This window comes from Nocardia sp. bgisy134, from assembly GCF_057708325.1.
In genome coordinates, this window is record NZ_JBYIRW010000033.1 from 1 (window position 1) to 22,748 (window position 22,748).

22 protein-coding genes and 2 tRNA genes are annotated in these 22,748 nt (G+C 69.4%); 10 read left to right on the forward strand and 14 right to left on the reverse strand.

From position 1 onward, the window contains the following. Window positions 1-51: 51 nt before the first annotated feature. Window positions 52-1,662, reverse strand: coding sequence for a DAK2 domain-containing protein (locus tag AC3ERS_RS35050; RefSeq protein WP_431972490.1), 1,611 nt, complete (start codon window positions 1,660-1,662; stop codon window positions 52-54). Window positions 1,663-1,992: 330 nt separating this feature from the next. Here AC3ERS_RS35050 and rpmB point away from each other — a divergent pair, with 330 nt between their 5' ends. The 3 genes from rpmB to AC3ERS_RS35065 all read left to right on the forward strand — a co-directional run bounded on the left by rpmB (window position 1,993) and on the right by AC3ERS_RS35065 (window position 3,657). Beyond that, on the forward strand, window positions 1,993-2,184 hold the full coding sequence (gene rpmB / locus AC3ERS_RS35055; RefSeq protein ID WP_039799620.1) for a 50S ribosomal protein L28: 192 nt from the start codon (window positions 1,993-1,995) through the stop codon (window positions 2,182-2,184). 113 nt (window positions 2,185-2,297) lie between these two features. Continuing rightward, window positions 2,298-2,813 (forward strand): GNAT family N-acetyltransferase, encoded by a 516-nt coding sequence (locus AC3ERS_RS35060; RefSeq protein ID WP_431972456.1) that lies wholly within the window; start codon window positions 2,298-2,300, stop codon window positions 2,811-2,813. A gap of 55 nt (window positions 2,814-2,868) precedes the next feature. Continuing rightward, entirely contained in the window at window positions 2,869-3,657 is a 789-nt protein-coding gene (locus tag AC3ERS_RS35065) for an enoyl-CoA hydratase/isomerase family protein (RefSeq protein ID WP_431972457.1), read from the forward strand. Window position 3,658: 1 nt separating this feature from the next. On the opposite strand, the gene AC3ERS_RS35070 is transcribed toward AC3ERS_RS35065, so the two are convergent. The 4 genes from AC3ERS_RS35070 to AC3ERS_RS35085 form a co-directional block, all read right to left on the reverse strand. After that, window positions 3,659-4,540 carry an alpha/beta fold hydrolase gene (locus tag AC3ERS_RS35070; protein WP_431972458.1) on the reverse strand — a complete coding sequence of 294 codons (882 nt, stop codon included), beginning with the start codon at window positions 4,538-4,540 and terminating at the stop codon, window positions 3,659-3,661. A gap of 58 nt (window positions 4,541-4,598) precedes the next feature. Further along, complete coding sequence (locus AC3ERS_RS35075) at window positions 4,599-4,862, reverse strand: hypothetical protein (RefSeq protein ID WP_431972459.1); 264 nt, start codon at window positions 4,860-4,862, stop codon at window positions 4,599-4,601. A gap of 77 nt (window positions 4,863-4,939) precedes the next feature. Next, a complete protein-coding gene (locus AC3ERS_RS35080; RefSeq protein ID WP_431972460.1) occupies window positions 4,940-5,623 on the reverse strand; it encodes a uracil-DNA glycosylase in 684 nt (227 codons plus the stop codon). Window positions 5,624-5,634: 11 nt separating this feature from the next. After that, complete coding sequence (locus AC3ERS_RS35085) at window positions 5,635-6,630, reverse strand: thiamine-phosphate kinase (protein WP_431972491.1); 996 nt, start codon at window positions 6,628-6,630, stop codon at window positions 5,635-5,637. A gap of 473 nt (window positions 6,631-7,103) precedes the next feature. On the opposite strand from AC3ERS_RS35085, the gene AC3ERS_RS35090 reads away from it, so the two are divergent. Beyond that, window positions 7,104-7,619: a DUF3515 domain-containing protein gene (locus AC3ERS_RS35090; protein WP_431972492.1), complete on the forward strand. Its 516-nt coding sequence runs from the start codon at window positions 7,104-7,106 to the stop codon at window positions 7,617-7,619. Between the two features lie 24 nt (window positions 7,620-7,643). Here AC3ERS_RS35090 and AC3ERS_RS35095 read toward each other — a convergent pair whose 3' ends face one another. Together AC3ERS_RS35095 and AC3ERS_RS35100 are read right to left on the reverse strand one after the other, a co-directional pair. Beyond that, a complete protein-coding gene (locus AC3ERS_RS35095; protein ID WP_431972461.1) occupies window positions 7,644-8,735 on the reverse strand; it encodes a D-alanine--D-alanine ligase family protein in 1,092 nt (363 codons plus the stop codon). An 87-nt stretch (window positions 8,736-8,822) separates the two neighbouring features. After that, entirely contained in the window at window positions 8,823-9,833 is a 1,011-nt protein-coding gene (locus AC3ERS_RS35100; RefSeq protein ID WP_431972462.1) for an NAD(P)H-dependent glycerol-3-phosphate dehydrogenase, read from the reverse strand. 31 nt (window positions 9,834-9,864) lie between these two features. Between AC3ERS_RS35100 and cofC the strand changes: the two genes are divergently transcribed. The 3 genes from cofC to AC3ERS_RS35115 all read left to right on the forward strand — a co-directional run bounded on the left by cofC (window position 9,865) and on the right by AC3ERS_RS35115 (window position 13,759). Continuing rightward, window positions 9,865-10,548, forward strand: a complete 684-nt coding sequence (gene cofC / locus AC3ERS_RS35105; protein WP_431972463.1) for a 2-phospho-L-lactate guanylyltransferase — start codon at window positions 9,865-9,867, stop codon at window positions 10,546-10,548. 71 nt (window positions 10,549-10,619) lie between these two features. Further along, entirely contained in the window at window positions 10,620-12,794 is a 2,175-nt protein-coding gene (locus AC3ERS_RS35110; protein WP_431972464.1) for an RNA degradosome polyphosphate kinase, read from the forward strand. Between the two features lie 20 nt (window positions 12,795-12,814). Next, a complete protein-coding gene (locus AC3ERS_RS35115; RefSeq protein ID WP_431972465.1) occupies window positions 12,815-13,759 on the forward strand; it encodes an NUDIX hydrolase in 945 nt (314 codons plus the stop codon). A 141-nt stretch (window positions 13,760-13,900) separates the two neighbouring features. On the opposite strand, the gene AC3ERS_RS35120 is transcribed toward AC3ERS_RS35115, so the two are convergent. The 3 genes from AC3ERS_RS35120 to leuC form a co-directional block, all read right to left on the reverse strand. After that, on the reverse strand, window positions 13,901-14,557 hold the full coding sequence (locus AC3ERS_RS35120; protein WP_431972466.1) for an HU family DNA-binding protein: 657 nt from the start codon (window positions 14,555-14,557) through the stop codon (window positions 13,901-13,903). Between the two features lie 157 nt (window positions 14,558-14,714). After that, window positions 14,715-15,323 carry a 3-isopropylmalate dehydratase small subunit gene (gene leuD, locus AC3ERS_RS35125; protein WP_431972467.1) on the reverse strand — a complete coding sequence of 203 codons (609 nt, stop codon included), beginning with the start codon at window positions 15,321-15,323 and terminating at the stop codon, window positions 14,715-14,717. A 37-nt stretch (window positions 15,324-15,360) separates the two neighbouring features. Further along, the gene (gene leuC / locus AC3ERS_RS35130) at window positions 15,361-16,785 is read right to left on the reverse strand and encodes a 3-isopropylmalate dehydratase large subunit (protein ID WP_431972468.1); all 1,425 of its coding nucleotides are present in this window, start codon (window positions 16,783-16,785) and stop codon (window positions 15,361-15,363) included. A 190-nt stretch (window positions 16,786-16,975) separates the two neighbouring features. Here leuC and AC3ERS_RS35135 point away from each other — a divergent pair, with 190 nt between their 5' ends. The 3 genes from AC3ERS_RS35135 to AC3ERS_RS35145 all read left to right on the forward strand — a co-directional run bounded on the left by AC3ERS_RS35135 (window position 16,976) and on the right by AC3ERS_RS35145 (window position 18,558). Further along, window positions 16,976-17,677 (forward strand): IclR family transcriptional regulator, encoded by a 702-nt coding sequence (locus AC3ERS_RS35135; protein WP_067781941.1) that lies wholly within the window; start codon window positions 16,976-16,978, stop codon window positions 17,675-17,677. Between the two features lie 33 nt (window positions 17,678-17,710). After that, window positions 17,711-18,211 (forward strand): pyridoxamine 5'-phosphate oxidase family protein, encoded by a 501-nt coding sequence (locus AC3ERS_RS35140; protein WP_431972469.1) that lies wholly within the window; start codon window positions 17,711-17,713, stop codon window positions 18,209-18,211. Window positions 18,212-18,375: 164 nt separating this feature from the next. Then, window positions 18,376-18,558: a DUF5302 domain-containing protein gene (locus tag AC3ERS_RS35145; protein WP_431972470.1), complete on the forward strand. Its 183-nt coding sequence runs from the start codon at window positions 18,376-18,378 to the stop codon at window positions 18,556-18,558. 1,305 nt (window positions 18,559-19,863) lie between these two features. On the opposite strand, the gene AC3ERS_RS35150 is transcribed toward AC3ERS_RS35145, so the two are convergent. The 4 genes from AC3ERS_RS35150 to AC3ERS_RS35165 all read right to left on the reverse strand — a co-directional run bounded on the left by AC3ERS_RS35150 (window position 19,864) and on the right by AC3ERS_RS35165 (window position 22,710). Continuing rightward, window positions 19,864-19,936: transfer RNA gene (locus AC3ERS_RS35150), tRNA-Glu, on the reverse strand. Window positions 19,937-20,085: 149 nt separating this feature from the next. After that, window positions 20,086-20,157 (reverse strand) — tRNA-Gln (locus tag AC3ERS_RS35155). A gap of 263 nt (window positions 20,158-20,420) precedes the next feature. Further along, complete coding sequence (gltX, locus tag AC3ERS_RS35160) at window positions 20,421-21,896, reverse strand: glutamate--tRNA ligase (protein ID WP_431972471.1); 1,476 nt, start codon at window positions 21,894-21,896, stop codon at window positions 20,421-20,423. A 13-nt stretch (window positions 21,897-21,909) separates the two neighbouring features. Beyond that, complete coding sequence (locus AC3ERS_RS35165; RefSeq protein WP_431972472.1) at window positions 21,910-22,710, reverse strand: fumarylacetoacetate hydrolase family protein; 801 nt, start codon at window positions 22,708-22,710, stop codon at window positions 21,910-21,912. Window positions 22,711-22,748: the final 38 nt, after the last annotated feature.

The window sequence follows — 22,748 nt, forward strand, 5'->3', positions numbered from 1 at the left end:
GCTCCGCCATGCGCAACGCGCGCTGGCACATGATTCGCTCACTACGTTCGCTCATTCCACCCCGATCTGCGCCAGATCCCCTTGCTGCCCACCGGAATACACCGTGACCTCGACGCCGGGGAAGCTCCGCGCGATGTGCGCGCTCAATTCCTCGGCCAGACCGGCGGGCGCGTCCGCACCCATCAACAGGGTGACCAATTCGCCGCCGAGGCCGAGCATCCGGTCGAGCAGCGTCAGCGCCGCGCCGCGCACGTCGCGGTCGATCACCACCACGTCGTGGCCGACCAGGCCGAGTCCGTCGCCCGGCTCGCAGGTCCCGACCATGGTCAGTGCGCGGTGCGAGGCCGCCCGCAGCGCACCCCATCGGGTGGCCGCGGCCGCCTCCGACATCGCGAACGCGTCGTCCACGGCGATCCGGCCGCGATCGTGCACCGCGAGCGCCGCCAAGCCCTGCACCATGGAACCGCTCGGCAGCAGCAGCACGTCGCGGTGCGCGTCGCGAGCGGCGACACCGACGGCCACCAGTTCGTGCGCGGGCAGCGCGCCGTTGGGCAGCACGAGCACTTCGCGATGCGGCATCTGCCGGATCGCGGTGAGCAGCGCGGCCGAGGTGACCGGATGCGCGCCGAGCACCGCCGCGCCCGCCGCCTCGAACAGCGCCGCGGCGCCCGAGCCCGCGGCGACGGCCAGCACACCGCGATCGGCGGGGCCCGCGTCGCGCGGGCGCGGCGGCTCCAGATGATCGCGGCCGACCGGGGCCGTGATGGCGAAGCTCTCGATCCGGATGTCGCGCAGGGCGCCCGCCGCCAGCCCCGCCTCCACGGCGGCGCCCGCGTCGGCACAGTGCACGTGCGCGGACCAGTTCCCGCTGCCGTCGCCGACCACGACCACGGAATCGCCGAGCTCGGCGAGGCGCTCGCGCAGACGGGTGATGCGCGCCAGGTCGGTGTCGGACAGCTGGTACATCACCTCGAAATGCGGCTCGTCGCCCGCGCTGTCCACGACTTCCGCGGCCTCCGCGACCGCGGCGAATTCACCAGGCAGGTACTCGGGCCTGGTCGGCGTCTCGCCGAGGACGACCGCGACCAGCGCGTCCAGCAGCACCACCAGACCGCGCGCGCCCGCGTCGACCACGCCCGCCGCCCGCAGGACACCGAGCTGGGACGGGGTCTCGCCGAGCGCCTTCGCCGCGCCGTCGGCGGCGGCCACGGCGACCTCGGCGAGCGTGTCCTCGGCGCAGGCCGACGCGCAGTCGGCCGCGCACTCCAGCACGGTGAGGATGGTGCCCTCGACCGGGACGCTCAACGCCTCGCGGACCAGGGCCGCGGCGCGGTGCAAGGCGGCGCGCAGGGTCGTCGCGGTGAGCGGTCCCTCCGTAGTCGCCTCCGCGATGCCGCGCAGCACCTGCGAGAGGATGATGCCGGAATTCCCCCGCGCGCCCGCGGTGGCGCCGCGCGCCAGTGCCGCGGCGACCTGATTCGCGCTCGCCGCGGCCTGCGCGGCGTCGGCCGCCTGCACGGCCGCGCGCATGGTGGCCAGCAGATTGGTCCCGGTGTCGGCGTCGGCGACGGGGAAGACATTGAGCGCGTTGATCTCCGCGCGGCGCTCTTCGAGGTCGTCCAGACAGAGGCGGCTCCAGAGCCTCAGCGCCGCGCCGTCCATCTCGTCCCGCTGCCCCGGCACCGTCACCTCGCTCCCTTCTCGCCCACCGGCGTCACCACCGTTCGCCAGGTTAGCTGGCGATACCGACAGCGGGCGCGTGACACCGAATCGGTATGCTCGACGGGTGTTCGACGGCCGGGACGGCCCGTCCGACCGGGTCCCGGTTTGGCGGATCGGCACGGCATTGGCTACCCTTGCTGGGTTGCTCGTGCGGCCTGAAGCTGGCCTGCGCTGGCCGACGTCAGTCGGCAGGGCACATCACGACATTGTTTCCGGACATGCCGCATCATTGTGCGGCGGTCCCCACATGACATGAAGGAGTTCGCGACTATGGCTGCCGTCTGCGACGTCTGCGCCAAGGGCCCCGGCTTCGGGAAGTCGGTCTCGCACTCGCACCGGCGCACCAACCGTCGCTGGAACCCGAACATCCAGACCGTGCGCGCGCAGGTTGCCCCGGGCAACACCCGCCGCATGAACGTGTGCACCTCCTGCCTGAAGGCGGGCAAGGTCGCTCGCGGCTGATTCGGCCGCCGGTCGATCAGCACCAAGACACACGCCCCGGCGCCCGACAAGGGTGGTCCGGGGCGTCGTCGTCGGTAGGTATTCCAGTACGCCGACCACAGCGGGGACATCGGATGGCCGAGGCGCCCTCGCGAGCATGGCGGATCACGCCGCTCGCCGCCGAACACGTGCACAGCTTGGCCGAATGCCACATCGCCTGCTGGCGTGAGGCCTACCGCGGCCTGGTCCCCGCTCACGTGCTCGACGCCTTCGACGTGGATCGGCGGGCCGAGGCGTGGGACCGCGTCCGCACCGCCCATCCCGACAGCACGCACGTCGCGGTCGTCGGCGACTCCGTCATCGGGTTCGCGAGTTCGGGCCTGTCCCGGGACCGTGCCCCGGTCGCTCCGATCGAACTCAACGCGCTGTACGTGCGCGCCGGCTGGTACGGCACGGGCCTGGCCGACCAACTGCTGGCCGCCGCCGTCGACCCGGATCGGCCGTGCTCGCTATGGGTGTTCGAGGACAATCCGCGCGCCCAGGCCTTCTACCGCAAGCACGGTTTCGCGCTGGAGGGTGCGCGCAAGGTGGAGGACTTCACCGTCGCGATGCAGGTGCGGATGATTCGCCCGGCCCGCGCGACCGGGTAGCCCGAAGCCGGAACGGGCGTCGAGATCCCGCCCGAGCGAACGATAGTGTTCCCTCATGACTTCCACCGCGCAGACCGACTACGTCACGACCGTCGACGACGTCCTCCAGATCACGATCGCCACTGCCGCCAACGGCACCTCGATGGATTTCGCCGGGATCACCGCGGGCACCGCGGCGCTCGCCGACCTCGGCCCCGAGATCGGCGCGGTCGTGCTCGTCGGATCGGGCGCGAACTTCTGCGCGGGCGGCGACGTGCGCGGCTTCGCCGCCGCCGAGGATCGCGCCGCCCACATCCACGGCCTGGCGACCGACCTGCACGCGTTCGTCCGCGCACTGGACGAGACCCGCGTGCCGGTGCTCGCCGCGGTGCAGGGCTGGGCGGCGGGCGCGGGCATGAGCCTGGTCTGCGCCGCGGATATCGCGCTGGGCGGCCCGTCCACCAAGCTGCGCCCCGCCTACCCCGGCATCGGCCTGAGCCCCGACGGCGGCATGTCGTGGACGCTGCCCCGCATCGTCGGCGCGGGACGGGCCAGCGAGATCCTGCTCACCGACGCCGTCCTCGACGCCGAGGAGGGCGTGCGGCTGGGCATCCTCAGCCGCCTCGTCGCGGACGACGAAGTGCGCAGCGCGACACTCGCGCTCGCGCAGGAGCTGGCGCGCGGGCCGCGCTCCACCCATGCCAGCATCAAATCGCTTCTGGCACAGTCGGATTCGACGACGCTGAGCGAACAGCTGGACCTGGAGCGCGATTTCATCGCCACGGCGGCGAACAGCCGCACCGGCCGGGAAGGGGTGGACGCCTTCGTGGCCAAGCGCAAGCCCGACTACCGGAACCCGGCCTGAGCTACGTCAGGTTCTCCACCACGAACTTCGCGACCGCGTCGGTGAAGGCGTCGTTGTCGTCACCGGCCGCGGTGTGCGCCGCGCCGCCGATCTCGACCAGTTCGGCGTGCGGCACCAGCGCCTGGAACGCCGCCGCGCCCTCGGCGCTCACCACATCGGACTGCATGCCGCGCACCAGCAGCACCGGGATGCGCAGCCGCGCGGCGGCCGCCTCCATCTGCTCGGTCATCGCGCTCGGATCCTCGACGCGGTCGCGCAGCATGTCCGGGTCCCAGTGCCAGTACCAGCGGCCGTCGCGCTCGCGCAGATTGCGGCGCAGGCCGTCGGTGTTCTTCGGCCGCGGCCGGTGCGGCAGATACTCCGCGACCGCGTCGGCAGCCTGTTCGAGGGTGTCGAAGCCGTCGCGATGTTTGCTGAGGAAGTCGATCACCCGGGCGACGCCCTCGGGCTCGGGGCGGGTGACGATGTCGACGAGCACCAGCGCGCGGATCGCCGCGCCGCCCGGCGTGGCCGAGGTCAGCAGTCCGGTGATGCCGCCCATGCTGGCGCCGACCACGACCGCACCCCCGCCCGGTGCGGCCGCGGCATCGAGCTGTTCGAGCACGAGCGTCAGATCCGCGACCATCGTCTCGCGCGTGTAGTCGCGGTCCGGCGACCACTGGCTGTCGCCGTGGCCGCGGGCGTCCAGGGTGATCACCCGCATCCCGGCCGCGGCCAGTTTCGCGCCGGTCTGCTTCCACGAGTGCCTGGTCTGTCCGCCGCCGTGCAGAAAGACGACGAGCGGGCCGCCGACCGGGCCGAACTGGTCGGCGGCCAGCTCGATGCCACCCGAACCGCGCAGCCGCAGCCGGGTGGGCTCGAGAAGATTGTTCGCATTACTCACGATCTGAGGATCGCACAGTACGTGCACGGCTCGTCGTGAGCCTCGGTGAACTCGGTGCTCAGCAGTCCAGGCGCATGGCGCTGAAGGTGCGCTGGAACAGGCACGCGACCTTCGCGTTCACCGACGCCGAGATGGTGGAGGAGCCGGTCGAGGTGAACTCCTCGGCCACCGGCGCCGCAGGCGCGGTCTCGCTGGTCTCCACGGCGGGTTCCAGTTTCAGCGGCGCGGCGGTGGCCGCCGACGTGGCGCCCGCGATAGCGGCGGCCATGGCCAGCGTGGCGGTGGTGCCGCGCAGGGCGCCGCGAACGGTGTTGTGCTGCATTGCAGTGCTCCTCGATATCGTGTTCGTGCGGTGATGCGGGTGGTGCTGATTCCCGGCGGGCCGGGAGGCGAGCGGGATCAGGGCAGGCGCCAGTCGACCGGTTCGGCGCCCAGTTCATCGAGCAGTTCGTTGACCCGCGAGAACGGGCGCGAGCCGAAGAACCCGCGGGACGCGGACAGCGGCGAGGGATGCGCGGACTCGATGTAGGGCACCTCGGCCTGGCTCAGCAGCGGCTTCAGCGTCGAGGCGTCGCGACCCCACAGGATCGCCACCAGCGGCTCGTCGCGCGCGACGAGCGCGCGGATGGCCTGCTCGGTGACCGCCTCCCAGCCCTTGCCGCGGTGCGAGGCGGGCTGGCCGGGCGAGACGGTGAGCACGCGGTTGAGCAGCAGCACGCCCTGGTCCGACCACGGGCTCAGATCGCCGCAGGAGGGCGTCGGGTGGCCGAGGTCCTTGTGCAGCTCGGAGAAGATGTTGGCCAGGCTGCGCGGTACGGGCGAAACATCTGGCGCCACAGAGAAACTCAGTCCCATGGCGTGGCCGGGCGTCGGGTACGGATCCTGGCCGACGATCAGCACGCGCACCTTGTCGAACGGCCGCTGGAAAGCGCGTAGCACGTTCTCCCCCGCGGGCAGGTAGCCGCGGCCCGCGGTGTTCTCGGTTCGCAGGAATTCACCCATCTCCGCGATCCGGTCCTCGACCGGCTGCAAGGCCTGTGCCCAGCCCGAATCCATGATTTCCGACAGTGGTTTCGCACCCATGACCGCACAACCTATCGTGGCTCGGGCCCGGACGCCGAGTCCGCCCCACGGAACGATTCCCAGCCGCTGCCGCCCCGGTGCGGCGCACCGTCGACGGTGACCCTCGACCCGGCCGTCACGCGGCCGATCGCACGCCATCCTTCCGGCAGCTCAGCGCCCTCCGGCCAGGTCCCGGCGAAGGCGTGATCCTCGCCCCCGGCCAGAACCCATTGCGCCGCATCGGCATCCAGCCTGCGCGCGAGCGCGTCCAGCGCGGGGTCGCGCAGCGCGGCCGCGTCGAGATCGATCGCGACACCCGAGGCGTCGGCGATATGACCGAGATCGGCGAGCAGTCCGTCGGAGATATCGGTGAGCGAGTGTCCCGCTCGCCACGTCGAACCGAGTACCGCCTCGTAGGGCGGCTGCGGAACCCGGTGGGCGGCAAACGCTTCGGCGAACTCCTCGGCGTCGACGCCCCGCGTGAGCGCGGCCAGTCCCGCGGCCGACCAGCCGAGCCTGCCCGCCACGGCGACCGTGTCTCCCACGCGCGCACCGGCTCTGGTGACCGGCGTGCCGCCGCGCAGATCGCCGAACGCGGTGACCGAGAGGACCAACTCGGGGCTGCGGACCAGATCGCCGCCCGCGATCGAGCCGCCCGCGCGCGCCGCCTCGGCCCACAGGCCGTCGGCCAGTTCGTCGATCACCGCGACGGGAGTCTCGGCGGGGCAGCCGAGCGCCACCACGAAGGCCGTCGGCGCCGCGCCCATGGCGACCACGTCGGCGGCGTTCTGCGCGATCGCCTTGCGGCCGATCTCCCTTGGGCTCGACCAGTCACGCCGGAAGTGGCGTCCCTCGACCAGCATGTCGGTGGTCACCACGAACCGGCCGTCGGGCGCGGCGACCAGCGCCGCGTCGTCACCGGGGCCGAGCAGCACGGCGGGCGCCTGCACCCGGCGGGCGTTGATGCGCTCGATCAGCGCGAACTCTCCCAGCTCACGCACCGTCCGCGGCGCCGCGCTCTCGCTGATGACCGGTCCCCTTCCGAGGTAATGCCAGCTGAAATCGGCTCGACGGTACCCTGTCCTGGGCAATCGAGACCACCGAGTCGGTGCGCGCGCCCGCCGCGACGCAGGCAGCGCGACCCGCGCCGACCGGCTCCAGCGAGCGCGAAGAGGAAGGACCGGTACGCATGGCGGCGGACTCGTCGGACAGCGACTCGTCGAAGGGCCATGACCCCACCGACGACGACAAGCCGACCGGCCTCGGCAAGGGGGCGGCCGCGGATCGGTCCGCCGACCGGTCGGACACCGTCGAGCAGCCCGAAGCCTCGGACGAGCCGCGTCCCGACGGCTCCGACGCTGCCGGGGACTCGCGCGCCGACGAGGAATCCGAGGCCACCGGCGAGAAGCCCGTCACCGGCGAGGCCGACGAAAGTACCAGCACCACAGGAGATTCCGACGCCGACGACGCGAACGAGGAATCCCGCCCGTACCCGCCCGCCTTGATCGCGACGGCGGTAGCACTGCCGGTGGTTCTGGTGGTCGCCGTCCTGGTCGCCGCCGTGCTGGCCCGCCGCATGCCGGTGGAGCGGGAGCCGCTGGCGCTCGGCCCGGTGCCCGCGCCCGCCGCGGAGGGCGAAGCCTGCACCAAGCTGCTGCCCGCGTTGCCCGCCGAGCTGGGCGAGTTCACCAAGTCGACCCTGGTGGAACCCGCTCCGCCCGCCACCCGCGCCTGGCAGCGCCCGGACGGCGGGAACGCCATCGTGCTGCGCTGCGGGCTGGATCGACCGCTGGAATTCCATCGCGCCTCGCCGTTGCAGATCGTCAACGACGTGCAGTGGTTCGAGGTGCGCGACGACGCGGCCGAGGCGAGCACCTGGTTCGCCGTCGACCGCGGCACCTACATCGCGCTGACGGTGCCCGACGGTTCGGGGCCGACTCCGCTCCAGGAGGTCTCCGACACCATCACGGCGAACCTGCCCGCCACGGAGCTCGATCCGGGCCCGCTGCCGAACTGATCCGCGCGGCAGCCTTCGCAGCGGTCAGCGCAGGCCGGTGCCGCGCACCAGCGCGGTGTCGATCAAGGTCGAGATCAGGACGTTGTAGTCGATCCCGGTCGCCTCCCACATGCGGGGATACATGGAGATCGCGGTGAAGCCGGGCATGGTGTTGATCTCGTTGATCACCGGCCCCTGCTCGGTGACGAAGAAGTCCACGCGGGCCAGCCCCTGGCAGTCGAGGGCGCGGAAGGCGCGCACCGCCAGCTCCCTGATCTGCTCGGCCACCTCGTCGTCGAGCTTCGCTGGCACGTCGAACTCGCAGACGTCGTCGAGGTATTTGGTGTCGAAGTCGTAGAACTCGGGAGCGTCGTCGTCGGGCATCCTGATCTCGGCGATCACGCTGGCCTCCACCCGGCCGTCCGGGAATTCCAGCACGCCGCATTCCACCTCGCGACCGACGATGCCCGCCTCCACGATCACCTTCGGATCGTGTGCGCGCGCCGTCGCGATGGCGGTGTCCAGCTCGCTCCAGTCGTCCACCTTCGTGATGCCGAGCGAGGAACCGGCGCGGGCGGGTTTGACGAACACCGGAAGCCCGAGCCGTTCCCGCTCGGCCGCCGACAGCGTCGCGACGCCGGGTCGCAGCACCACCTGCGTGCCGATCGGCAGGCCATCGGCCGCGAGCAGCTTCTTGGTGAATTCCTTGTCCATGCCAGCGGCGCTGGCCAGCACGCCGGGTCCCACGTACGGGACACCCGCGAGCTCGAGCATGCCCTGCAAGGTGCCGTCCTCGCCGAACGGGCCGTGCAGGATCGGGAACACCACGTCGACCGAGCCGAGCGCGGCGCCCGGGTCGTCCAGCGCCACCAGCGACCCCGAACGCTGCGGGTCGGGGGTCAGCGTCAGTGCGGTGCCGGAGGCGTCGACGGAGGGCAGCGCGTCGTCCTTGCGGCGCAGCGCGGCGACGTCGGCGCCGCCGAGCACCCAGCCGCCCTCGGTGGTGATGCCGATCGGGACGGCCTCGTACTTCTCCGGATCCAGGTTCCGCAGCACGCTGCCGGCCGACAGACACGAGACGGCGTGCTCATTGCTGCGCCCGCCGAACACCACAGCCACCCTGATCCGGTTCGTCATGCCCCGAACCGTACCCGCCCGCGGCGGCGCGGCGATCGCGGACCGGGCCGGTGGGCGGCGGTCATAGCGACCGCTACCCTGCGGCGATCACTCGGGCTTGACGCGCCGCCCCAGCAGATTCTCGACGGCTTCGCGCATCGAGAGGCCCTCGTGGCACACCTGGTGCACCGCGTTGGTGAGCGGCATTTCCACCTCGTGCGCGGCGGCCAGTGCGCGCACCGATGTGCACGACTTCACACCCTCGGCCACCTGTCCATGGGTGGCCTCCTGGGCTGCCTCCATCGATCCGCCCGCGCCGAGCACTTGCCCGAAGGACCGATTGCGCGACAGCGGCGAGGTACAAGTCGCGACCAGGTCGCCGACCCCGGCGAGGCCCGCGAGCGTCACAGGCTCGGCGCCGAGCGCGACGCCGAGCCGGATGATCTCGGCGAGGCCGCGGGTGATCAGGCTGGCGATGGAGTTGTCACCGAGACCCATGCCGGAGGCGATGCCGCAGGCCAGCGCGATGACGTTCTTGCACGCGCCGCCGATCTCGCAGCCGATCACGTCGGTGTTGGTGTACGGCCGGAAATAGCCGGTGTTGCTGGCCTGCTGCACCGCCTCCGCGCGGGCGGTGTCGGCGCACGCGATCACGGTGGCCGCGGGCTGACCGGCCGCGATCTCCTTGGCCAGATTGGGCCCGGACAGCACCGCGATGCGGCTCGGCTCGGTGCCGGTCACCTCGGCGATGACCTGGCTCATCCGCAGCAGCGTGCCCGTTTCGATGCCCTTGGCGAGGTTCAGCAGCGTGGCGTCGTGCTCGGTGATCGCGCCGTGCAGCGCCGGTTTCCACGCCTCGAGATTCGCGCGCAGAGATTGGGACGGCACGGCGAGCACCACGAGCTGCGCACCGTCCAGCGCCCGCTCGTGATCGTCGGTGGCGGCCACCGGCGGCAGCTGCACACCGGGCAGGTAGAAGGGATTGCGATGCTCGGAGGCCAACGCCTCGGCCACCTCGGCGCGCCGGGCCCAGATGGTGACCTCGGTTCCGGCGTCTGCCAACACCTTCGCGAACGCGGTGCCCCACGATCCCGCGCCAAGTACTGCCGCCCTCGTCATCTGCCCAATATGCCATGGAAGGATTGGGACCATGCGCCCGCACGCCGTGCACGCCGTGATCGCGGTCAAGAGCCTCGATCTGGCCAAGAGCCGACTGGCCGACCGGCTGCGCCCGGAGCACCGGGCGCGGCTGGTGCTCGCCATGCTCGCCGACACCGTGTCGGCCGCCGCGGCGGTCTCGCAGGTCCGGTCGGTCACCGTCGTCACCCCGGATCCCGCAGTCGCCGAGCTGGCGGGCGGGCTCGGCGCGCACGTGCACCCGGAACCGCGCATCGCCGACTCCGACGGACTGAACACCGCGCTGTCCGACGCCGCGACCGCGTTGCGCAGGCGCCACGGCGCGGTCGAACTGCTCGCACTGCAAGCGGATCTGCCTGCGCTGCGCCCCGAGGAACTGGCGGACATGCTGGCGGTCGCGCCGGTCGGCAGGCGCGCGGTGGTCGTCGACCACGCCGGGACCGGCACGGCCGCGCTCGTCGTCCGCGACGGCGTCGCGCCGCTGGATCCGCGGTTCGGCGCCGACTCCGCCCGACAGCACATCGCGGCGGGCGCAGCGGATCTGACCGGACACTGGCCGGGACTGCGCCTCGATGTCGACACCGCCGCGGATCTCGACCTGGCGGTCGAACTCGGGGCGGGCGACGCCACCCGCGCTGTGCTGCGTGACATCGGCTGGTCCTGTCGTGTTCACGAACCCTTTCGTCACGTGTGCTAGGGGATCGCCGAAACGGCGTGATCCGGCCTGCAATCCCGATGTGGACCTGCACACCGCGCGGTTCGTAGGGGATGATCGTTGACGTGAGCGATACGGAAACCGTCAAGCAACAGCAGCTGCTGCCCACGCCTCCACCGGCCGTCACCCCGGTGCAGTCGGACCAGGCTCCGCAGCGGTTGCCACGTGATCGCTACCTGAACAGGGAACTGAGCTGGCTCGACTTCAACGCCAGGGTGCTCGCCCTCGCGGAGGACGCCTCGCTGCCGTTGCTCGAACGCGCCAAATTCCTCGCGATCTTCGCGTCCAATCTCGACGAGTTCTACATGGTCCGGGTCGCCGGGCTGAAGCGTCGCGCCGAGACCGGGCTGTCGGTGCGTTCGGCCGACGGCCGCTCGCCGAGCGAGCAACTGGAGCTGATCGCGGCCCGCGCGCAGGAGATCGCGGACCGGCACGCGCGGGCCTTCCTCGATTCGGTGCTGCCCGCGCTCACCGCCGAGGGCATCGCCATCATCGTGTGGCGCGACCTGAACGACGATGAGCGCCAGCGGCTCTCGGCCTACTTCCAGGATCAGGTCTTTCCGGTGCTGACCCCGCTGGCCGTCGATCCGGCACACCCGTTCCCCTACATCAGCGGACTGAGCCTCAACCTCGCCGTGACGGTGAAGGACTCCGCCACCGGCGGCGAGCACTTCGCCAGGGTGAAGGTCCCCGACAACGTGGACCGCTTCGTGCGCGTGCGGCGCAACTCGTCCGGTTCCTCGGTCGCCGCCTTCCTGCCGATGGAAGAACTCATCGCCGCGCACCTGGATCAGCTCTTCCCCGGCATGGACGTGGTGGAGCACCACTCCTTCCGGATCACCCGCAACGCCGACTTCGAGGTCGACGAGGACCGCGACGAGGACCTACTACAGGCGCTGGAGCGCGAGCTGGCCCGCCGCCGCTTCGGATCGCCGGTGCGGCTCGAAGTCTCCGACGACATGACCGAGCACATGCTCGATCTGCTGTTGCGCGAACTCGACGTGCATCCCGGGGACGTGATCCAGGTGCCCGGCCTGCTCGACCTGTCCTGCCTGTGGCAGGTGTACGGCGTGGACCGGCCGAACCTGAAGGACGCGCCCTACGTTCCGGCCACCCCGCCCGCCTTCGGCGAGCGCGAGACCCCGCGCAACGTCTTCCAGGCGCTGCGCGAGGGCGATGTGCTGGTGCACCACCCGTACGACTCGTTCTCCACCAGCGTCCAGCGCTTCATCGAGCAGGCGGCCGCCGACCCGCAGGTGCTCGCGATCAAGCAGACCCTCTACCGCACCTCCGGCGACTCCCCGATCGTCAACGCGCTCATCGACGCGGCCGAGGCGGGCAAGCAAGTGGTCGCCCTGGTGGAGATCAAGGCCCGCTTCGACGAGCAGGCCAACATCAAATGGGCACGGGCGCTGGAGCAGGCGGGCGTGCACGTCGTGTACGGCCTGATCGGTCTCAAGACGCACTGCAAGACCTGCCTGGTGGTGCGGCGCGAGGGTTCGACCATCCGCCGCTACTGCCACATCGGCACCGGCAACTACAACCCGAAGACGGCCCGCCTCTACGAGGACGTCGGATTGCTCACCGCCGCACCGGAAATCGGCGCCGACCTCACCGACCTGTTCAACTCGCTGACCGGCTACTCCCGAAAAGCCAACTACCACAACCTGCTTGTCGCTCCGCAGGGCGTGCGCGCCGGCATCATCGACCGCATCCAGCGCGAGACCGAGCTCGCGCTGGAGGGCGTCGACGCGCGAATCCGCCTGAAGGCCAACGCGATCGTGGACGAGCAGGTGATCGACGCACTGTACCGCGCCTCGCAAGCGGGGGTGCCGGTGCAGATCGTGGTGCGCGGCATCTGCGGGCTGCGTCCCGGCGTGCCCGGCATGAGCGACAACATCGAGGTGCGCTCCATCCTCGGCCGCTTCCTCGAGCATTCGCGGATCATGCACTTCCAAGCGCAGGACGAGTACTGGATCGGCAGCGCCGACATGATGCACCGCAACCTGGACCGCCGGGTCGAGGTGATGGCGCAGGTGAAGGATCCCAAGTTGCGCGAGCAGTTGGGCGCCGTCTTCGACTCCGCCCTGTATCCCACCACCCGCTGCTGGGTACTCCAACCGGATGGCAGCTGGCAGGCCTCGCCGGAGCACGCCGGCGAGGACGGTGAGCAAGTGCGCGACCATCAAGAATTCCTCATGCGACTGCGGAGACCGGAACGACCGTGAATGCCACGACGGGATACGAAATGGACGGGGGCCCATTCTGGGATCCCCGAGTGACGGCCAATATTCACGCCGCTGGCGCCGTGCTGTGGCGCCGCGCCCCCGCGGCGCCCGGCGGCGTCGAGATCGCGGTCGTCCACCGGCCCAAATACCAGGATTGGTCGCTGCCCAAGGGCAAGCTCGACCCGGGTGAGACCCCGGTGCTGGCCGCCGTGCGCGAAGTGCGCGAGGAGACCGGCCTCGACTCCCGTCTCGGCCGCTACCTCGGGCACGTCACCTACCCCGTTCCCGGCCATCGCAAACTCAAACGCGTCGATTACTGGGCGGCGGAAGTGGCGGGCGGCGAATTCACCGCCAATTCCGAAGTGGACGTGCTGACCTGGTATCCGCTCGATCGGGTGATGGACGCGCTGTCCTATCCGATGGATCGCCAGGTCGTGCGGGCATTCAGCAGACTGCCCGCCGCCACCGACACCCTGTTGCTGGTGCGGCACGCGAAAGCGGGCCACCGCGACCGATTCGACGGTCCCGACGACGAACGTCCGCTGGAGCGCGCCGGACGCGACCAGGCCCAGGCATTGGTGCCGCATCTGCTGGCTTTCGGCGCGAGCGAGATCTATTCGGCCGATCCCGCGCGGTGCGTGCAGTCGGTGGAGCCGCTGGCCGAGAAACTCGGTGTGGAGATCCATCTGGAGCCGCTGCTGTCCGAAAGCGGTTACGCGGCAGCGCGGGACGAGGCCAGGGAACGCGCCGTCGAGCTGGAGCCGCACGGCGCGGTGCGGGTTGTGTGCAGCCAGGGCAAGGTGATTCCCGATCTGCTGTCCTGGTGGGCGGGCCGGTCCGGGCTCACCCTTCCACCCGCGCGCAACCGCAAGGGCAGCGTATGGGTGCTGTCTTTCGCGGGCGGGCGGATGGTGGCCGCCGATCACCTCGACCGGTCGCTGTCGACGGGCTTGGTGAAGCCGTAGGGCCATCGAGCCCGCCGAAGGCGCGCTAGGAGATCCCCGCCCCGAAACCGGGTGCGGACAGACCGAAACGGCCCCGGGGCGATCCCCGGGGCCGTTTCCGGTCCGTATGGCTGGTCAGTCGGCCGGGCCGCCGACCGATCCTCAGCGTGCGCGGCGGGCCGGAGCCTTCTTGGCCGCGGTCTTCTTCGCAGGGGCCTTCTTCGCCGCTGTGGTCTTCTTGGCGGCGGTGGCCTTGGTAACCGTCTTCTTGGCCGCGGTCTTCTTGGCCGCGGTGGCCTTGGCGGCCGTCTTCTTGGCGGGAGCCTTCTTCGCGACGGTCTTGGCGGCGGTCTTCCTGGCGGTGGTCTTCGCAGGAGCCTTGGCCGCAGCCTTCTTGGCCGTCGTCTTGGCGGGCGCCTTGGTGGCGGTCGCCTTCTTGGCGGCGGCCTTCTTCGCCGCCGTCTTCTTGGCGGCCGCCTTCTTCGCGGCCACAGGGGCATTCACGCCGCGCTTGACCGCAGGGCCGGTCGCCGCGAGCTTCTGCTTGCCCGCGATGACCGCCTTGAACTGGGCGCCGGGACGGAACGCGGGCACCGAAGTCGGCTTGACCTTGACGGTTTCGCCGGTGCGCGGGTTCCGAGCCACACGGGCAGCACGCTTACGCTGTTCGAACACACCGAATCCGGTGATCGTGACGCTCTGGCCTTTGTGCACCGCGCGCACGATGGTGTCCACAACATGCTCGACTGCCGCGGTAGCCGTGCGCCTGTCCGTACCCAACTTTTCGGTCAGAACGTCGATCAGTTCCGCCTTGTTCATTGAATCCTCCGCAGACTAATGGCCCGTCGTCGGACCGACTAGGTACCACGGTAAACCCACTTTGAGCAAGAGTCTATGTGCCACGCCAAAATTCATGGTGGTTTAGCACACGTCTAGCTACCGCCCACCATGACGTCCAGCTATCGTCCCTGATTGATTACGCCTGCGAAATATGCGCGGGCAGGGTGGTGGGCTTCCAAGCCGGCCTTGCCTTTTCGAACTCGGTGATGACGTCGCTACGCCGCAGCGTCAGACCGATGTCGTCCAAACCCTCGAGCAGACGCCACCGGGTGTAGTCATCAATATCGAACGGCAACACGACGGTTCCCGCCGTCACGGTGCGCGCCTGGAGATCCACTACCAATTCGAGACCGGGCTGTTCCTCGATCATCTTCCAGAGCAATTCGACATCGTTCTGTGACATCTGGGCCGCCAACAGGCCACCCTTGCCCGCATTGCCACGGAAGATGTCGGCGAATCGGGGCGAGATGACCACCCGAAAGCCGTAGTCCGACAGAGCCCATACGGCATGCTCGCGTGAGGAACCGGTACCGAAATCCGGACCCGCAACCAGCACACTACCCCGGTTGAAGGGCTCGGTGTTCAAAATGAAGTCCGGGTCCGTTCGCCAGCCCGCGAACAGTCCGTCCTCGAATCCGGTTCGAGTGACCCGCTTCAGATAGACCGCCGGGATGATCTGGTCGGTGTCGACGTTGGAGCGGCGCAGCGGTACACCGATCCCCTTGTGCACGGTGAAGGCTTCCATCGGATTCTCCTGGGTAGATAGGGGGTGTCGTGCGGCGTCAGTTCAGATCGGCGGGCGAGGAGAGAGTTCCGCGGACGGCCGTCGCGGCGGCCACCAGCGGAGAAACCAGGTGGGTACGCCCGCCTTTGCCCTGCCTGCCTTCGAAGTTGCGGTTGGAGGTCGAGGCGCAGCGCTGGCCCGGCGAAAGCTGATCCGGGTTCATTCCCAGGCACATCGAACAACCCGCCTGCCGCCATTCGGCGCCTGCCGCGGTGAAAATCTCGCCCAATCCTTCTTTTTCCGCCTGAGCGCGAACCCGCATCGAGCCCGGTACAACCAGCATTCGCACGCCGTCCGCGACGCGCCGTCCCTTCAAAATCCCGGCCACAGCGCGCAAATCCTCGATGCGCCCGTTGGTGCACGATCCGACGAATACGGTGTCGATCGGGATCTGCCGAAGCGGAGTTCCCGGCTCCAAATCCATGTACCGCAGCGCTTTCTCCGCGGCCTCACGCGCCGTCTCGTCGGCAATCTCGGCGGGGTCGGGTACCGCGGCGCCCAGGGGCAAACCCTGACCGGGGTTGGTGCCCCAGGTGACGAACGGCGTCAGCGCGCTCGCGTCGATGTGCACCTCGGCGTCGAAAACGGCGCCCTCCTCCGTCTTCAGCGCGTCCCAGGCCGCCACGGCGGCATCCCAGTCGGCGCCCTCGGGGGCGTGCGGACGGCCCTTCAGGAATTCGTAGGTGACCTCGTCCGGCGCGATCATGCCCGCGCGGGCGCCCGCCTCGATGGACATGTTGCACATCGTCATCCGCGCCTCCATGGACATGGCGCGCACGGCCTCGCCGCGGTACTCCAGGACGTAGCCCTGACCGCCGCCGGTGCCGATCTGGGCGATCACGGCGAGGATCACGTCTTTACTGGTGACGCCGTGCGGCAGCTGACCGTCGATGTTGACGGCCATCGTCTTGAACGGGCGCAGCGACAAAGTCTGTGTCGCCAGCACGTGTTCGACCTCGCTGGTGCCGATGCCCATCGCCAGCGCGCCGAACGCGCCGTGCGTGGAGGTGTGGCTGTCGCCGCACACCACCGTCGTACCCGGCTGGGTCAGGCCGAGCTGCGGACCGACCACGTGCACGATGCCCTGGTCCAGATCACCCATCGGGTGCAGCCGGACACCGAATTCCGCGCAGTTGTGCCGCAGCGTCTCGACCTGGGTCCGCGAAACGGGATCGGCGATCGGCTTATCGATATCTGTGGTGGGGACGTTGTGGTCCTCGGTCGCGATGGTCAGGTCGGGGCGGCGCACCCTCCTGCCGGCGGCCCGCAGTCCGTCGAAGGCCTGCGGACTCGTCACTTCGTGCACCAGATGCAGATCGATGTAGATCAGATCGGGCTCGCGCGAGGAACCTTCGCCCTCGCCGCGCGCGACGACATGCTGATCCCACACCTTCTCGGCCAGGGTGCGTGGGCGGTCGGCCATTCTCGATCACCTTTCGGACGAGCAGCGGTCCCCCGCGATTCGGGCTGAGTGCGCGGGAACTGCTGCACAGAATTGTGGATTCGGGTCGCCGGACATCTCGACCGCGTCGCCCCGCCCGGCCGCTCGTCTCGACGGCGACTTTCCCGGCGGAGTTTGACTATCTCAATATCCGAGACGCTAATATCGTTCTATGAGACAGCATAGCGGTATCGGCGTCCTCGACAAAGCAGTGGCGGTCCTCTACGCCGTCGCGGAGCATCCGTGCGGTCTCAACGAGCTGTGCACCCGCACCGGCCTGCCCAGGGCCACCGCGCACCGGCTGGCCGTCGGCCTCGAGGTGCACCGTCTGCTCGCCCGCGACAACAACGGAACCTGGCGGCCGGGACCGGCCCTCGCCGAGCTGGCCGCGGGCGCCACCGACCCGCTCCAGGAGGCCGCTGCCGCTATTCTGCCCCGGCTGCGCGAGATCACCGGCGAGAGCGTCCAGCTCTACTGCCGGGACGGCGGCGCCAGGGTCTGCATCGCCGCCATGGAACCCCCCGTCGGACTGCGCGACACCGTCCCGATCGGGGCCAGGCTGCCGCTCACCGCGGGCTCGGCCGCCAAGGTGCTGCTCGCCTGGGCGGATCCGGAGTTGCAGCGCACCATTCTGGCCGACGCGGTCTTCGGCGAGCGCGCGCTGGCCGAGGTGCGCAAGCGCGGCTGGGCGCAGAGCGCGGCCGAGCGAGCGGCGGGCGTGGCCAGCGTCTCGGCGCCGGTCCGCGACACCGCGGGCAACGTGATCGCCGCTGTCTCGGTCTCCGGCCCGATCGATCGGATGGGCCGCAGGCCGGGCGCGCGGTGGGCGGCGGATCTGGTCGCGGCCGCGGACGCGCTGCACAAGCGCCTGTAACACGTTTCAGAAACTGTTCTCTAGAGTTGGCCCATGGGAGTCAACCAACGGGCGCAGATCGTCATGTCCGACGCCGAGATCGCCGAGTTCCTGGAGCGCAGCCGTATCGCGACGCTGGCCACCCTCGGTCCGCAGGGCAGGCCGCACCTGACCGCGATGTGGTACGCGCTGATCGATGGCGAGATCTGGTTCGAGACCAAGGCCAAATCGCAGAAGGCGGTGAATCTGCGCCGCGATCCGCGCATCACGTGCATGGTCGAGGCCGGACAGACCTACGACCAGCTGCGCGGGGTGTCGATCGAGGGTCGCGCCGAGATCATCGATGACCCGAAGCGGCTGTTCGCGGTCGGCGTGAGCGTCTGGGAACGCTACACCGGCCCCTACAGCGAAGAGGTTCGCCCGCTGGTGGAGAACATGCTCAACAAGCGGGTCGCGGTGCGCGTGGTGCCCGAGCGGGTGCGCAGCTGGGATCACCGCAAACTCGGCCTGCCCGCGCTGCCGCTCGGCGGCACGACCGCCAACGCTCTGGACTGATCGCTGGCGCGCCGCACTGATCGGGGCCGCGCCGCGCCGCACCGGAAATCGAGCTGACAGCGGCGCTCCGGCGCGTTAGCGTCGAGTCGTTCGACACGATTCGGCCGGGCAGCGCCGCCCCGCGGGTAGCGCCTGCGCGCGGCCGCGACGACGAGGAGCAGGCGATGACGGAATCGGGAAGTCCCAACGGCAGTGCCGAAGAAGTGAAGCGCAAGTTCCGCGAGGCGCTGGAGCGCAAGAACGCCCAGCACGGCAAGGCAGCCGACCACATGGACGGCCACTCCAAGGCGACCGCCACCCACGGCACCGCCAGCCACAAGCGAGAGTTCCGCCGCAAGAGCGGATAACGACGACCCGGCACGGGGCGCCCGCGGATCACGAGGCTCACCACCCGCGATCCCATCGAAGGCGCCCCGTTCCCCTTCTTCCTCGCGCCGAAGATCACCCCCGAAACGCCCGCACGCAATTCGCCGCCCGCGGCAGCACGTCGCGCCGAACACGTCACCGATTCCGATCGAGTTCGCCCCGAAGACGAACCTTCGATTGCCAACACCTCCGGCAACACAGTTCGTGGATCGTCGCTCAGTTGGCCTGGTCGCCGAATTCGACCGGCTCTTCCGTCATCCGTCCGCTCGCACTCGCTGCGCGACTCAGGGGCATGCCTGCCGACCCGTCGAGGAGCCCGGCCCCGACGGCGCCCTTGCCCCGGCATGTGCACCGCGACCCCATCCGCGCTGACGGTGCGCACAGCGTCTCGCGCAGATCCGGCAGCAGCCACCACACCACCGCTGCCACCACACAGGCTCGACGCCGGTGTGCACTCGACCTCACGGAGCTCCCGCCCGGAACTCAGCAGCCGAATCTCCGCCGCGCGACGCCGATCAGCAAGCCCCGCGGCGCATTGCAGGGGCCCACGCTGCCCGATTCCTGAGCGTCCACCTGATCGACAACCCCAACAGCACCTAATCCCCCGATCCCGGCAGCCATCGCAGACTTCATCGACCACCGGATGCCCGCCGACATGCGCGATTCCGCGCAGCGTTCAACGCGCGCCGCACTTGTCCATGCCACAAGCCGCTTCGAGCGCCCCCGGTCCCGACACTCCGCTGACGCTGCCCTCGCAGAGGTTTCACGCCCCTCGCAAAGGCTGCCTCCCCTGCGAGGCGTGCAAACGGTCTGTGTGGTCGGACGTAGATGGCGCTGCGATGGGGCTGTGAGGTTCGTGGCGGCTCGATCCACCCTTGATGCCGGGCCAACCAGCCGCGAACGGCAGCCGCGAAGTGAGCCGCGCGATCACGGCGACCGCGTACACCAGGACCGCCTGGTGAAGGTGACGCGGCAAAGGCCCCCAAAGGCCAATCAGGGTTACTCAGCGGTCAACGGCGACATCCGATGACCCGCCTCGATTGCCGGAGCGCCTCCGCCCACCGAGCCTGCACCGCCCGAAGGCCATGCCTACCGCAGACTTCAAAGGCCCGTTCGCCAACGATCCCAAAGACTCAAAGTGACGACCCCCACAAAACGGGACCACCCACCAAGGGGGTCCGGGGGGCAACGCCCCTCCGGGTGGGGCGTGGGGGCCGCACCCCCACAAAACACTTGCGAAGCAAGAAAGGCCCATGCTCTCCATGAGCATGGGCCTCTCACTTGCGTAGCCCCGACGGGATTCGAACCCGCGCTACCGCCTTGAGAGGGCGGCGTCCTAGGCCGCTAGACGACGGGGCCAGGACTGATCACTCACGTTCTCAGTGATCTCCGGTTGATCTTTCGATCTTTGGAAGCTCGGTTAGTTTAGCTGACCGAAGCTCGGCGACCAAATCGCCGGATGCTGAACTACTTTCGGCCGCGAACCGAGAGACGTACAACATTCTCCGCTGGGGTACCAGGACTCGAACCTAGAATGGCTGAACCAGAATCAGCTGTGTTGCCAATTACACCATACCCCAGTGACCAGGTCCTTCGACCCCGCTGCCTGGCTGACCTCGGGGCCGCGTTCCGGCCGAGAAAGAGATTACCAAACCTCTACCGGTAAACTACAAATCGCCTGGTCAAAGCCATGTTTTCGGCCGAAAAATGCCGCTTGCCACAGCCGGTCCGCGTACGGCGAGCGAACCGGCCTCGATGCCCCCCCCCCCCCCGCCCCGGCCGGCGCGCGCCACCGGACGACATCCGTGGCGGCCCGTGCCGACCGGAGCGAGGGCGGGCAGACCTACTCCGCGGCGGGCGACCACGCCTGCGCGGCACGCAGCCGCGCCATCGTCACCTCCCTGCCGAGCAATTCCAGCGACTCGTACAGCGGCGGGCTGATGTGCGATCCGGTCACCGCGACCCGCACCGGCGCGAACGCCTTGCGCGGTTTGAGCCCCAGATCATCGATCAGCGCGACTTTCAGCGCTTCCTCGATAGCGGAGGTGGTCCAGGACGCCAAAGGCTCCAGCGCGGCAATTGCGGCGTCGAGCACCGGTACCGCGTCCGCGCCCAGATTCTTGCCGCCCGCCGCGGGATCGATGACGAACTCTTCGGCGGGTGCGAACAAGAATCGCAGAAGATCCCAGGCATCGGACAGCACCACGATTCTGGTCTGCACCAATTCCGCCGCCACCGCGAACACCTTCTCGTCCACTTCGGCGCCGATGTGACCGTGTTCGGTGAGGAACTCGCGCAGTCGGCTCGCGAAATCACCGGGTGCCAGCAATCGGATGTGCTCGGCGTTCAGCGCGTCGGCCTTCTTCTGGTCGAAACGCGCCGGGTTCGAATTCACTGTCGCAATATCGAAGGCCGCCACCATCTCGGTCATCGAGAACACATCGTGATCGTCGGCGATGCTCCAACCGAGTAGCGCCAGGTAATTCAGCAAACCCTCGGGGATGAATCCGCGGTCACGGTGGGCGAACAGATTCGACTCCGGATCACGCTTGGACAACTTCTTGTTGCCCTGCCCCATGACGAACGGCAGGTGGCCGAACTCCGGGGTGAAGTCCGCCACTCCGATCCGCTTCAGCGCGGCGTACAGCGCGAGCTGGCGCGGCGTCGAGGAGAGCAGATCCTCGCCGCGCAGCACGTGGGTGATCTTCATCAGCGCGTCGTCGACCGGGTTGACCAGCGTGTAGAGCGGATCGCCGTTACCGCGGGTGAGCGCGAAATCGGGTACTGTGCCCGCCTTGAAGGTGGTCTCGCCGCGCACCAGATCGTGCCAGGTGAGGTCCTCGTCGGGCATGCGCAGCCGGATCACCGGGGGCCTGCCCTCTTCGCGGTAGGCCGCGATGGCCTCGGGGGTCAGATCGCGGTCGAAGTTGTCGTAGCCGAGCTTGGGGTCCCGGCCCGCCGCGCGGTGGCGCGCCTCGACTTCGTCGGGCGTGGAGAAGGATTCGTACGCCTCGCCCGCCTCCAGCAGCTTGCGCACCACATCGAGATGCAGCTCCCGCCGCTCCGACTGGCGGTAGGGCCCGTAGGGGCCGCCGACCTCGGGACCCTCGTCCCAGGTCAGCCCGAGCCAGCGCAGCGCGTCGAGGATCGCGCGGTAGGACTCCTCGGAATCGCGTGCCGCGTCGGTGTCTTCGATGCGGAAGACGAAGGTGCCGCCGGTGTGGCGGGCGTACGCCCAGTTGAACAGCGCCGTCCGGATCAGGCCGACGTGCGGTGTACCGGTGGGTGACGGGCAGAAACGGACCCGTACTTCAGTCATGGCTCTCTTTCGATCAGCGTTTGGCGGCAACGGGATTGGTGAGGGTTCCGAGGCCCTCGACGGTGACGGACACCTGCTGGCCGTTCTGCATGGGCCCGACGCCCTCCGGCGTTCCGGTCAGGATGACGTCGCCGGGAAGCAGCGTCATGACCGTGCTCACCCATTCGATCAGCTTCGGAATGTCGTGCAGCAGTAGCGAAGTGCGGCTGCGCTGACGGACCTCGCCGTCGAGTTCAGTGACGATCTCCAGATCCGAAGGATCCAGCGAGGTTTCGATCCAGGGGCCGAGCGGGCAGAAGGTGTCGTAGCCTTTGCCGCGCGTCCACTGGCCGTCCTGACGCTGCTGATCGCGGGCGGTGACGTCGTTGGCGACGGTGTAGCCGAGGATCACGTCCTTGGCCCGGGCGGCGGGCACGTCCTTGCACGGGCGGCCGATGACGACGGCGAGCTCGCCCTCGTAATCGACCTGAGAGGAGCTGGGCGGCAAGATGATCGGGGCGTTCGGCCCGACGATGGCGGTGCTCGGCTTGATGAAGATCACCGGCTCCTCCGGCGCGGGACCGCCCATCTCCGCGGCGTGCGCGGCGTAGTTCTTGCCGACACACACCACCTTGCTGGCCAGGATCGGCGCGAGCAGGCGTACGTCGGCCAGCGGCCAGCTCCGTCCGGTGAACGTCGGCGTACCGAACGGGTGTTCCGCGATCTCTTTCGCGGTCCACGATCCCGCCCTACTCCCGCCCGTGATGTCGCTTCCCTCCCCCTCGATGCTGACGAACGCGACCCCATCGGGACTGGCAACTCGACCTAGACGCATGCCCCGAAGTCTATCGACCGGCGTCGACCTGCTCGAAC